Source organism: Ensifer sp. NM-2 (assembly GCF_003024455.1).
GTDB classification, from domain to species: domain Bacteria; phylum Pseudomonadota; class Alphaproteobacteria; order Rhizobiales; family Rhizobiaceae; genus Ensifer; species Ensifer canadensis.
Map to the genome: position 1 here is coordinate 21,754 of NZ_PVZR01000012.1, position 12,208 is coordinate 33,961.

Below are 12,208 nucleotides of genomic sequence, written 5' to 3' on the forward strand. Positions count from 1 at the left end.
GAGCGGACACGTGGAGCCGTATCGGGCGAGGGGCGACTTCTATGGACAATTCGGTGAGGCAAGATCTGCTGAAACGGCGCAGCCTGCTGATGGGTGGGCTGGCGGCCGCCGGCGGCACCGCGATCTGCGCCGGCGCGGCGCCGGCGCAGATCGCGTCCCACGGTGGCGGCCACCAGATGGCCGCGCGGGCGTCCGAAGGCATGGCGGCACCGATGCCGGCGATGGGGCACGGCGCCATGATGACGGTCGGCGACGTCGATAACACCGCCAACGGTTTCGATCCGACCGACATGCTGACCGACTGGGACACCGGCACCGTCTCGGTACTGCCGGATGGGCGAACGCTCCGGACCTTCGAGATGGCTGCCGAGGATCGCGACATCGAAATCGCGCCGGGCATCACCTTTCCGGCCTGGACCTATAACGGCCGCGTGCCTGGCCCGGCGCTTCGGGCCAAGGAGGGCGAGCGCCTGCGCATCGTCTTTCGCAACTACGCCTCACACCCGCATTCGATCCACTTTCACGGCATTCACGCGGCGCGGATGGATGGCGTACCGGGGGCCGGCATGGTCGATCCCGGCGATGAGTTCGTCTATGAATTCGACGCCAAGCCTTTCGGCTGCCATCTCTATCATTGCCATGCGATGCCGCTGCGTCGGCATATCCACAAGGGCATGTACGGCGCCTTCGTCATCGACCCGGACCCGGAGCGCCATCCGGATCAGATCGACGTCGCCCGCTCGCGGCTCATCGGCACGCCGGAGAACGCCGGCTGGCAGGAACTGGTGATGGTGATGAACGCCTTCGACACCAACTTCGATGCCGAAAACGAATTTTACGCGGTCAACACCGTCGCCCATGCCTTCATGAAGCGGCCCATCCGGATCGTGAAAAGCAAGCCGGTGCGCATCTACCTCATCAATGTCATCGAGTTCGATCCGATCAATTCGTTCCATCTGCACGCGAACTTCTTCGATTATTACGACCAGGGAACGACGTTGACGCCGACGCTTAGAACTGTCGACCTCATCACCCAGTGCCAGGCACAGCGCGGCATTCTGGAGTTCACCTTCGCCGAGCATGAACCCGGCCTCTACATGTTCCATCCGCACCAGACCGAGTTTACCGAACTGGGTTGGGTCGGCATGTTCGACGTCGTGGAGGCGCTGGCATGAACGAAACCCTGCCGAGGGCCGCTATCCGTGCGGCGAAAACCAATCTGGTTTGGCTGGCGCTGCCGCTCATCGCGTTGGCCATCGCCGTCGCCTGGATCCTGTCGGCCGATCCGCTGTCGGGCTTTCGCAACGGCGCGCCGCCGGTGGAAAACCTGACCTTCGAACGAACCGTGCTCGACGACAGCGGCCTTCGCCTCTTGGTTCGCGCCGGTGGATCGGAGCCGATGACGGTGGCGCAGGTTCAGGTGGATGACGCCTACTGGCAATTCACCCAGGATCCGCCTGGTCCGATCGCGCGGGGCAAGGCGGCATGGCTGAGCCTGCCCTTCCCATGGATGCTGGGCGAGGCGCATGCGCTGAAGGTGGTGACCAACACTGGCGCCACCTTCGCCCACGACATTGCCGTTGCCGTGCCGACGCCGCAGGCGACGGCAGGTCAATTGCGACTGCAGGCGCTGGTTGGCATCATCGTCGGCATCGTGCCGGTCGCCGTCGGCCTGATGTTCTACCCGCTGCTGCGTGGCGTCGGCCAGGCGGGCATGGCGTTTCTATTGTCGCTGACGATCGGCCTGCTCGCCTTCCTGCTGATCGATGCAAGTGCGGAAGCCCTGGAACTGGCGTCGCAGGCCGCGGCAATTTTCCAGGGGCCGGTCATGGTGGTGCTTGCGGGGCTTGGCAGCTTCCTGTTGCTGATGGCGATCGGCCGGCGCGGCGGCGTGCCGACCGGGCTGGCGCTTTCCACCTATATCGCGCTTGGCATCGGGCTGCACAATCTCGGCGAGGGGCTGGCGATCGGTGCTGCCTTTGCCGCAGGATCGGCCGGGCTCGGTACCTTCCTGGTGCTCGGCTTCGCCCTGCACAATGTGACCGAAGGCATCGGCATCGCCGCGCCGATCCTGAAACAGCGGCCCTCGCTATGGGTCTTTGTCGGCCTGACGCTGCTTGCCGGCGGGCCGGCGGTGATCGGCATGTGGCTCGGCAGCCTGGCAACGTCGGCGCAATGGTCGGCGCTGGCGCTGGCGATCGGGGCCGGCGCGATCCTGCAGGTGATCGTCGAGGTCAGCGCTTACCTGATGCGCCAGAGCGGAAAGCGGATCGAGGTCCTCCTGACGCCGCCCGTCATGAGCGGGCTCGTTGCCGGCGTCGCCTTCATGTACGTGACCGCGGCAGTGGTGAAAATCTGATTGTTTGTGGATCGCTGTCATGAGCGATTTGGCAGCCCCTCATCCCGCTGCCGCGACCTTCTCCCCGCAGGCGGGGAGAAGGGACTCGTGGCGCGGTTTCGTCCGGCCAGATATTTCGGCATTCTTTGACAGAGCGTATGCCACGTCCCCTCGCCCCGCTTGCGGGGAGAGGGTTAGGGTGAGGGGCAACTGCGCTAACGCCGTCGAAGAGCGTCGAGCGAATGTTATCCGGCGATATCGACGATGCCGCAGTCGCCCTCGGCCGAGCCGAAAACGAGCTGGCGCCCGTCCTTGCTCCAGGCCATGGCGGTGACCGCACCCTTGCCGGGACGGCGCAACAGCACTTCCTTGCTGTCGGCGAAACGGGCGGCGAGGATCATGCCGTCCTGATAGCCGATGGCGACGATGTCTTCGGCCGGATGACAGGCGACGGAAGTCACCATGATGTCGGCGCGGGTGCCGAGTTCCAGCGGCGCCTTGCCCATCGGTCCGTCTTTGCCCTGGAAGGGCCAGACGATGGCGGCCGGCGCGCCCGAAGATGCGAGCCACTTGCCCTTCGCGGACCAGGAGAGCGACTTCACCTTGGCCGGGTAGCCGGTCATGCGCATGTGGCGTGCCTCGCCGCCGGGCTTTGCGTCGAGCTTCCAGCCGTGCAGGGCATTTTCCTGCATCGTGGTCACGAGGAAACGGCCGTCGGGCGAGAAGGTGACGCCGGTATGGGCGCCCTTCCAGTCGAGATCAATCGGCTGGCCCGCGGTCGCGACCCAGTGCATCGACACGCCGTTGTAGCGGGCGGCGGCAACACGCAAGCCCTTCGGCGCAAAGGCGACGCCCTCGACCGTGCGCTCCTCGGCAAATTCTTTCGTCGTGCCGTCGGCCAGCCGCACATGGGTGGTCTTGCCATAGGCATAGCCGACGGCGCCCTGCGGGCCGGCTGCGACTTGGGCGATCCACTTGCGCGGCGCTTCGGCAACCAGCGTCGCGGTGCCGTCGGCAGCCGTGCGCATCACCTTGCCGTCCTCGCCGCCGGTCAGAAGCGTTTCGTTCGCCTCGTCGAGAACCAGAGACAGCAGGCCCTCGTGGACTTCCGTCGTCTTGTGGCCGTGGTCGAGGCGGTGGATGGCGCCGGTGGCTTCGGCGAAGAAAGGTATGCCCTTGAGAAAGGCCACGCCAACGACGTGGCCTTCGAGATCGAGCGGAGCGACTGTCGGCATCAGATTGTCATGGTCCCCTGGTTCGGCATGCTGTTGGAGCATGATGCCGAAAAGGACCGACGCCATGCTCTCCTTAATTTGATCTTAGAGCCGCATCGCGGCTTCCGGAATCAGGCTGAAGCTTCGCAGGCCTTGAACGTGCGCTCCAGCTTTTCGCGGTCGAGGTCGCGGCCGATGAAGACCAGGCGGCTTTCGCGCTTTTCGCCTTCCTTCCAGGCACGCTGATGGTCGCCCTCGATGATCATGTGCACGCCCTGCACGACATAACGCTCGGCGTCGCCGGCAAAGGCGATGATGCCCTTCAGGCGCAGGATGTTCGGGCCGTCCGTCTGGGTGATCTTCTGGATCCAGGGGAAGAAGCGATCAGCGTTCATCTCGCCGCCGCGCAGCGAGATCGATTGCACCGTCACATCATGGATCGGCGAGGGGGCGTGGTCATGGTGGTGATGGTCGTGATCATGATGGTGGTGATGATCATGGTCATGATGATCGTGGTGATCGTGGCCGCAATCCGGGCCGCAGGTGTGATCGTGCTCGTGATCGTCCTGGTCGAGGAAATGCGGGTCGTTTTCCAGCGCTCTCTCAAGGTTGAACGCGCCCTGGTCGAGAACCTTGGTGAGGTCGATCTCGGAGCGCTGCGTTCTGTAGATGCGGGCCGACGGATTTATGACGCGAACCGTCGCCTCGATCCGCTCCAGCTCTTCCGGGCTGACGAGGTCGGTCTTGTTGAGGAGCACGACGTCGGCAAAGGCGATCTGGTCTTCGGCCTCGCGGCTGTCCTTCAGCCGGAGCGGCAGGTGCTTGGCGTCTACCAGCGCGACGACGGCATCAAGCTCGGTCTTGGCGCGCACATCGTCGTCCATGAAGAAGGTCTGGGCGACCGGAACCGGATCGGCAAGACCGGTGGTTTCCACGATGATCGCATCGAAGCGACCGGGCCGGCGCATCAGGCCTTCCACCACGCGGATCAGGTCGCCGCGCACGGTGCAGCAGACGCAGCCGTTGTTCATCTCGTAGATTTCCTCGTCGGATTCGACGATCAGGTCGTTGTCGATGCCGATCTCGCCGAATTCGTTGACGATGACGGCGTATTTGCGCCCGTGGTTCTCGCTGAGGATGCGGTTCAACAGCGTCGTCTTGCCGGCGCCGAGATATCCGGTGAGCACGGTGACGGGAATCGGCTTCTGCGGGGATGTTTCGGTCATGGGAACCTCTGGGATCTCGGGATGCGGGGAGCGGGCATCCATGTCGCGTTTCATATAGGAGATGCGGCGGCGATGCGCAAATGGCGAAGCCGATTTTGGCCACGCCTTTGCCGCCTCCGGGACGGGCGAACCGGGCAGCGATAACGCTCCTTTCATCAAAATCAGGGAGAGTTCGCGTCCTACCGAAGGGGTGCATGCGTGAAGACGATTTCCATCAACGGCCGGTTCCTGACTCAGCCGCTCACCGGCGTGCAGCGCTTTGCCCGCGAGATCACCCGCGCGCTCGATGCCCGCATTGCCGCGGGCGACGTGCCGCCGGCGCTGAAGGATGTGCGCTGGCGGTTGCTGGCTCCAGCGTCCGCGCCGGATGATCTGCCACTGTCGGCGATATCGATCGAGCGTTTCGGCTCAGGCCCGGGCCATCTCTGGGAGCAGGGGCCGCTCTATTGGCGGACGCGGCGCGATACGCTGGTCGGCCTCGGGGGCAGCGGACCGGTGCTGCATTCCGACCAAGTGGTGGTGATCCACGACGTCACGCTCTTCCGTCATCCGGCTTCCTTCGGGCGCGGCTACCGGCTGTTCCACGGCGCGCTCGGCTACATCCTGACGCGTCGCGCGAAGATCGGCACCGTTTCCTATTTTTCGCGCGGTGAACTGGCGGATGTCTTTCGCGTTCCAGCATCGGGTATTGACGTGATCTACAACGCCACAGATCACTTTTCCGACCTTCAGCCGGACCGGGAGATCGTTGCGAAGCTGGGGCTTGCCGAGACCCCCTTCTTCCTTCTCGTCGGCACACTGAAGCCCAACAAGAACGTCGAGTTTGCGGTGCGTGCCTTCGAAGCCCTGGGTGCTACCGGCAGCAAGCTCGTGGTCGTCGGCGGTACGGATCCCAGCGTTTTTCGCGACATCGCCCCGACGTCGCGGGGCAACCTGATCTTTCCCGGGCGGCTGACGGACGCCGAGATCGCCGGGCTGCAGCGCCACGCCACCGCCTTCCTGTTCCCGAGCCTCTATGAAGGGTTCGGTATCCCGCCGCTCGAGGCGATGACACAAGGGTGCCCGGTGCTGGCCGCTGACATACCCCCGGTCAGGGAAGCCTGCGGCGAGGCGGCTCTCTATTTCGATCCGGCGAAGGCGGAAACCCTCGTCGAGGTTATGCGGAAGATATCCGCCGATGATGCGCTTCGGCGACAGCTGGGGCGTTCGGGGCATGAAAATGCAATGCGGTTCTCATGGAACGCAAGCGCGGTCATTCTGCTCAACCTGCTGGTCGCAGGGCAGGGCTGACTAGCTTGCTTATTCGGAACTGAACGCGCGATTAGAGTTCGAGTGTGCGCAGCGGATCTATCCTGCCGCGTAGGAGATCTACGAGGGCGATAAGGTTTCCCTTAAGGCGGCCCCGTCTGTCGACAAGCCCCTGAGATTTCAGACTGCCGACGATGTTTGCGGCGATGTTGGAGCTCAAAAGCTTCAATGCCCAGCCCAGACCGACCGTGCCTTTGCGGAAAAGGTAGAGCGGGTTTGCCACCTGTGAGTAACCGAAGCGCAAACCCGAAGTACGTCCCCGTTTGTTGCCGAGATGGACGCCGCGCAGGGTGGCGCTGCGCACAATGCGGCCGTGGCGGGCGAGGCGGCGGCAGAAGTCGACATCCTCCTGCCAGCCGTAAAGCGGCAGGTTTTCGTCGAAGCGGGTGGCGTCGGCTTCAATGGCCGACACGCGAAAAACCATATTGCAGCCATAGGCGTTGTAAACGGGTTCGAGGGTGGCCTGTCTGCCCGTTGCCCGATCGCGCGCAAGGATTTCCAACCCTTCCTTGACCGGGATGCCCGGGCCATGAATGCCATCGGCCAGCACCAGGCCGGTCGCCACGGCAATGTCGGCCCTCTTCTCGAAGAGGGTTTCGACTTCAGCCAGAAAATCGCACTGGGGCAGGAAATCATCGTCGAAAAACACGATGATATCGGCGGTCCCCGTGTGGTCGAGGATGGCGTTGCGCTGCGCACAGGAGCCCTTGCTGCCCGTGACCAGGGTGATCTCCGATGCGAGCGTGCTGACAAAGTCGAGATCGACGTCCTGCGGCGACGAGGGGCAGACGAGGATCGCGTCCGCCTGGCGATCCTGCCGGCTCAGGTGCAGCAGTGTTTCGGACAGCACTTCGCGGCGACCCGCCGTGGCTATTCCGACAATGATCTTCATGGTGTTCTTCGCCTCTCGGTTTGCCCAGATCTAAACCGAAAGAGGTTCAGTTTTCCTTATCGCGCCCGGTTCACTATCGCGCCCGAGATCACGCGGCGGTTGACGCGCGCATGCCGAGCCGCAGGCGATTGAGCGCCAAGAGGCAGCAGACCCCACCAATGACAATCCCGGCGGCAGTAGCGACGGTGGCGGACCGGTAAGACAGCACGAAGGCGACAATGGTGACTCCAAGGCCGGCAGCGGCGAGGAGAACCGGCGACCAGGTGAAGTCGAAGGGCAAGGTCGCCATCAGGCGCAGGCCGATCAAGGATGCGAATATGGCGCCGAGCGCGCCGCCTGCCATCAGTGTGGCGGCGCTTGGCGCCAAAAGGAACGCGCTGGCAAGCGCGAAGAGATTGAGAAGCGCGCAGTCGATGGCCGCGAGCGCGAAGATCGCGGTCAGGCGCTGCTTCAAGTGCAGCGGTGTCGGCAGCATGATCTGGGTCAGAACGCGCGCGAGCGAAAGGATAATGACGAACGGGGCCGTCGCGAGGAAGCCGGCCTGCAGGTCAGGGCTGATGACCAGCCATGTCGCCGGCACCAGAACGGCGAAGATGCCTGCCGCCATCATCAGCGCGAAGCTGGTGAGCAGCGCGTAGTATTGTCCGAGCTCACGGCGAAGCGCCAGGGTATCGCCGCCCTTGTCGTGAGCAGCGACGATTTCGGGATACTGGATCGCCTGGAGGGCGGAGACGATCAGCACGAACGGGCGCTGCAGCAGATCGAGCGCCAGCAGCGCACCGGCAGCGCCGCCGGGGCCGAGGACCGAGGTGAATATCGCCTTCAGCGCAAGCGGTGCAAACATCGAGGCGCTGGCGGCACCCGCCGAAACGCTGCCATAGACGAGGTGCTTTCGCACGCGCGCCATGTCGAGCGAGGCGGAAGACCGCGGGCCTGATCTGCGCGAAAGTAGGGTTGCGAGCAGAGCGTAGAGAGCATAACCGCCAAGCAGGCCGGTGACCGTCGACAGGAAGGTTGGCGATACGAGCGCGCCGATCAACGTTCCCGCCGCCAGGATGGTGGCGCGAGATCCCTGGAGTACCGAGAAGGCGCGAAAATCCTGGCGGAAGCGCAGCATGGTCAGGTGCAGGTCGCTGCCGCCTTGCGCAACGGCAACGAGGCCGCCGACCAGCGCCACCAGCGGCGAGACGCCGAAGGCGAGCGACGCGGCCGCAGCGACAAGGCAGAAAAGCGCGCAGGCCGCTGCCTCCGCAACGATCGTTCGCCGCTCCGCCGCTTCGATTTCCGCCGTCTGGCCGGGATAGAAGCGCATGCAGGAGAAACGCACCCATTCGAAAGCGGCGATCGCGCCGAATTGGCTGAGCGAGATGAACAGCGAATAGGCGGCATAGTCGACTGGGGCCAGCCAGTGGGCGACGACGATCAGCAGGCCGAAGGCGATCAGGGCCTGGTAGAAATAGGCGCCGAGCGCGATGATCTTCGCCATGGGGTTCCGGCCTAGCGCCGCCTGTCGTCGTTTGCTGCTGTCCATGCTGATAGCGCAAAAGCACAAACAAAGTGTTTTGTCGGCGCGCCCTGCCGGTCCTTCAGGCGAATTCGGTCATGTCGAAGTCGGCGACATCGGTCAAAAGCTCGATCACGCCCGTAACCGCGTGGGCCAGCAACTGTTCGCCGCGCGCCGCGGTTGCCACCGAGGCATTGCCGGCAACACCGTCACGGTTGAGGTCGGACATCTTCCAGCCGAAGGCATGCGGGCCATAGGCGCGCAAATGCCGGAAGCGTCCGGCGTAGTCGCTCTGGCGCGAGGGGAAGGCGCGGGCTTTCGCCATCTCGACCTTTTCGGGATGGAGCGCCAGCATCACCGACGTCTCGATCTCGCCGCCGTGAATGTCGATCGCCTTGTCTTCGGGCGCGATCCAGCCATCTGGCTGGCCGAAACGGGTCCAGCTGGTCGCCACCGCCAGCATGCCGAAACGCACTCGCGCCTCAGTCGCAACGATCGTCATCAGCGGCGAATTGCCGCCATGGGCGTTCAGCATCACGAATTTGCTGAGGCCGAGACCGTGCAGGTTTTCGGCGATCCCAAGCCAGCGACGCACGGCTTCGTCGTAGCCGAGCGACCGGCTGCCGGCCACATCCATATGCTCGATCGAATAGCCGACGGGTTCGGTCGGCAGGAAAGTAACGGGCAAGTTCGCGGGCAGGGCGGCGATGCAGCGTTCGACAATACCCTCGGCAATCAGCGTGTCCGTATCGAAGGGCAGATGCGGTCCATGCTGCTCATGGGCGCCGAGCGGCAGCACGGCGATCCAGTCGCGGCGGGCCTGTTGCGGAAGATCGGTCGGATTGTCCTGCCATCGGGCTTGGGGCATCGACATCTCTCTTCGATCCTTCACGTCAATTGTCGTAAAAATGTTATTTGAGTCATACAGTTCGTAATCGCAAGCTGTATTGCTATAAATGTCTGAGGCGGGATTCGGCAGGAGGTCCAATGGGCAAGAAGAACAAGGCCGAAAAGAAGGGCAAGAACGGCAAGAAGAAGGACGATCTTCTCGCCGAACCGCACGATCTTGCCTCGATCCTTGTCCAGGCGGCGCGTTCGATGCGCACGGTGATGTCGCGCAATCTGCTCGAAAGCGGTCTCTATGCCGGCCAGGACGGTGTGATGCTGGCGCTTGCCGAAATGGACGGGCTGACGGCGGGCGGGCTTGCCGCCAAGCTCGGCGTCAAGGCGCCGACGATGACGCGCACGATCGGTCGCATGGAAGCGCAAGGTTTCCTCGAGCGGCGCCCTGATGATGACGATGCGCGGCTGACCAAGGTCTATCTCACCGAACCGGGGCGCAACCGGCTGCAGACGATCGCCGAGGCCGGCCAGCATTCGGAAAACCTTGCGACGCGCGGACTGACCGACAAGCAGGTGCGCACGCTGATGAAGCTTTTGCGGGCTGTCGACAGCAACCTGCAGGCGGCACGCGCAGCCGACTGAGCCTTGTTTCGCGGCATATTGCGGCGGCGATTTAAACAGTTTAAATAGGATTTAAATTTGAGGGTAGGCAACTAGGCTTAAACAGGGGGCATCGTGGCGCAAAAAGTCAAGCTTTCGACGATCGCGGAAACACTCGGTCTTTCGACGGCAACAGTATCCCTGGCATTGCGTGACAGCCCATTGGTGGCGACCCTCACACGCGATAAGATCAAGGAGCAGGCCCGCGCACTCGGTTATATCTATAACCGCCGCGCTGCCAGCCTCAGAACCTCCCGGTCCGGCATCATCGGCGTCGTCGTGCACGACATCATGAACCCGTTCTACGGGGAAATCCTGAAGGCGATCGAAGCGGAGCTCGACCGCGACAAGCAGACCTTCATCCTCTCCAACCATTACGATTCGGTCGACAAGCAGCGCGATTTTATCGAAACGCTGCTGCAGCTCGGCGGCGACGGCGTCATCATGTCGCCGGCGATCGGCACGCCGCCGGAAGATATCCAGCTTGCCGAGGACAACGGCATGCCGGCGATCCTGATCGCCCGTTCGATTGAGGGGCTCGACGTGCCGATCTTCCGCGGCGACGACGCCTATGGCATCTCGCTGGCGACCAACCATCTGATCGGCCTTGGCCATCGCTGCATCGCCATGGTCGGCGGCACCGACCAGACCTCGACCGGTCGCGACCGCTATCAGGGTTATGTCAACGCGCTGCGCAAGGCCAACATCGAGGTCGATCCGGAATTGCGCATTCCCGGCCCGCGCTCCAAGCAGGGCGGCTTCGAGGCGGCTGTGCATCTGCTGTCGCTGCCGCAGAAGCCGACCGCAGTCGTCTGCTGGAACGATCTGGTGGCGATCGGCATGATGAACGGCATCGCGCGTGCGGGCCTTGTTCCAGGCGTCGATATCTCCGTCACCGGCTATGACGACCTCGAGGAGGCCTCGATCGCGACACCGGCGCTGACCACCGTCTGGAACGGCCAGGCCGATGTCGGCCGCAGTGCGGCACGCGCACTTCTCGACAAGCTTTCCGGCAGCCACGAACCCGACGGCATCCACCTGATCAAGCCGGAAATGCGCATCCGCCAGTCGACAGGCCCGTTGCGCGTCACCGCCTGAAGAAATCCCTAATGCATGTCGCGCAAAAGTGTGCAGCGGTTTTGCGAAGGCGACATGCACAAAAGCAAGAACCTAAAGTGCGGCAAGCGAATCCTGGAGATCGCGACGCGCTTTAATACCAGGAGTGCCCATGTCCGCGAGCCTTCCCCGCATCCTCGTGCCCGGAAAAATCAACGAACAGGTGCTGCTGCGGTTGCCCGAGATGTTCGAGATCGTGCGGCTGGACCGTGCGGACCCTGACCTTGTGACGGCAGACATGGCCGATATCAGGGGTATCGCCGTCTCTGGCCGCGTTCCCGCCGGTCTGATGGATGCGCTGCCCGGTCTTGAGATCGTTGCCAATTTCGGTGTCGGTTATGACGGGGTCGACGTGAAACATGCCGCCTCCAAGGGCATCGTCGTCACCAACACGCCTGACGTTCTGAGCGAAGAGGTCGCCGATACCGCCATCGGCCTGCTCATCAACACGCTGCGCCTGCTGCCGCAGGCGGAACAGTGGCTGCGCCAGGGGCGTTGGGTGCGGGATGGCGCCTTTGCGCTTTCGCCCTTGTCATTGCGGGGTCGCACGGTCGGGCTTTACGGCCTCGGACGCATCGGGCTTGCCATTGCCAAGCGGCTCGAAGCCTTCGGCGTCTCGGTCGCCTACCATACGCGCAGCCCACGCGATGGGCTTGCCTATGCCTATCACCCGACGCTCGAACGGCTTGCCGCCGCCGTCGATACGCTTGTTGTCATTGTTCCGGGAACGGAGGCGACACGAAAGACGGTCAACGCCGCGGTGCTTTCGGCACTGGGAAGCAATGGCGTCCTGATCAATGTCGGGCGCGGCTCGACGGTTGACGAGGCAGTGCTGGTCTCAGCACTTCAGGCCGGTGTGATTGCGGGGGCGGGGCTCGACGTTTTCGACAACGAACCGCATGTGCCCGATGCGCTGCTGGGGTTGCCGAATGTTTCGCTGTTGCCGCATGTGGCGTCGGCTTCGGTTGTTACCCGCAACGCCATGGCGGATCTGGTGGTCGATAACCTCATGGCCTGGTTTTCGACCGGCAAGGCACTGACGCCAGTGCCGGAAACGCCGTTCACGCGCCGAGCCGGTTAAAGCGTTGCCGGTTCAGACGGAGGTGC

The 12,208-nt window shown here is 63.6% G+C and carries 11 protein-coding genes; 6 read left to right on the forward strand and 5 right to left on the reverse strand.

Annotation, left to right across the window (positions count from 1 at the left end; all coding sequences use genetic code 11):
* Positions 1 to 89 precede the first annotated feature (89 nt).
* Positions 90 to 1,175 carry a multicopper oxidase domain-containing protein gene (locus C6558_RS22295; RefSeq protein WP_171520449.1) on the forward strand — a complete coding sequence of 362 codons (1,086 nt, stop codon included), beginning with the start codon at positions 90 to 92 and terminating at the stop codon, positions 1,173 to 1,175.
* Entirely contained in the window at positions 1,172 to 2,359 is a 1,188-nt protein-coding gene (locus tag C6558_RS22300; protein ID WP_025424877.1) for a ZIP family metal transporter, read from the forward strand. The genes C6558_RS22295 and C6558_RS22300 overlap by 4 nt, the downstream gene beginning before the upstream one ends.
* A 224-nt stretch (positions 2,360 to 2,583) precedes the next feature.
* Here C6558_RS22300 and C6558_RS22305 read toward each other — a convergent pair whose 3' ends face one another.
* Both C6558_RS22305 and C6558_RS22310 read right to left on the reverse strand, forming a co-directional pair.
* Positions 2,584 to 3,573 (reverse strand): WD40 repeat domain-containing protein, encoded by a 990-nt coding sequence (locus C6558_RS22305; RefSeq protein WP_025424876.1) that lies wholly within the window; start codon positions 3,571 to 3,573, stop codon positions 2,584 to 2,586.
* 110 nt (positions 3,574 to 3,683) lie between these two features.
* On the reverse strand, positions 3,684 to 4,778 hold the full coding sequence (locus tag C6558_RS22310; protein ID WP_025424875.1) for a GTP-binding protein: 1,095 nt from the start codon (positions 4,776 to 4,778) through the stop codon (positions 3,684 to 3,686).
* Positions 4,779 to 4,976: 198 nt separating this feature from the next.
* Here C6558_RS22310 and C6558_RS22315 point away from each other — a divergent pair, with 198 nt between their 5' ends.
* Entirely contained in the window at positions 4,977 to 6,068 is a 1,092-nt protein-coding gene (locus C6558_RS22315) for a glycosyltransferase family 1 protein (protein ID WP_025424874.1), read from the forward strand.
* A gap of 31 nt (positions 6,069 to 6,099) precedes the next feature.
* On the opposite strand, the gene C6558_RS22320 is transcribed toward C6558_RS22315, so the two are convergent.
* The 3 genes from C6558_RS22320 to C6558_RS22330 all read right to left on the reverse strand — a co-directional run bounded on the left by C6558_RS22320 (position 6,100) and on the right by C6558_RS22330 (position 9,356).
* Entirely contained in the window at positions 6,100 to 6,978 is an 879-nt protein-coding gene (locus tag C6558_RS22320; protein WP_025424873.1) for a glycosyltransferase family 2 protein, read from the reverse strand.
* An 88-nt stretch (positions 6,979 to 7,066) separates the two neighbouring features.
* Entirely contained in the window at positions 7,067 to 8,464 is a 1,398-nt protein-coding gene (locus tag C6558_RS22325; protein WP_025424872.1) for a hypothetical protein, read from the reverse strand.
* A gap of 100 nt (positions 8,465 to 8,564) precedes the next feature.
* Positions 8,565 to 9,356 carry a creatininase family protein gene (locus C6558_RS22330; RefSeq protein WP_025424871.1) on the reverse strand — a complete coding sequence of 264 codons (792 nt, stop codon included), beginning with the start codon at positions 9,354 to 9,356 and terminating at the stop codon, positions 8,565 to 8,567.
* A gap of 113 nt (positions 9,357 to 9,469) precedes the next feature.
* Between C6558_RS22330 and C6558_RS22335 the strand changes: the two genes are divergently transcribed.
* The 3 genes from C6558_RS22335 to C6558_RS22350 all read left to right on the forward strand — a co-directional run bounded on the left by C6558_RS22335 (position 9,470) and on the right by C6558_RS22350 (position 12,182).
* The gene (locus tag C6558_RS22335; protein WP_025424870.1) at positions 9,470 to 9,967 is read left to right on the forward strand and encodes a MarR family winged helix-turn-helix transcriptional regulator; all 498 of its coding nucleotides are present in this window, start codon (positions 9,470 to 9,472) and stop codon (positions 9,965 to 9,967) included.
* 93 nt (positions 9,968 to 10,060) lie between these two features.
* On the forward strand, positions 10,061 to 11,083 hold the full coding sequence (locus tag C6558_RS22340; RefSeq protein ID WP_025424869.1) for a LacI family DNA-binding transcriptional regulator: 1,023 nt from the start codon (positions 10,061 to 10,063) through the stop codon (positions 11,081 to 11,083).
* A 130-nt stretch (positions 11,084 to 11,213) separates the two neighbouring features.
* On the forward strand, positions 11,214 to 12,182 hold the full coding sequence (locus tag C6558_RS22350) for a 2-hydroxyacid dehydrogenase (RefSeq protein WP_025424868.1): 969 nt from the start codon (positions 11,214 to 11,216) through the stop codon (positions 12,180 to 12,182).
* The last annotated feature ends 26 nt before the right edge of the window (positions 12,183 to 12,208 follow it).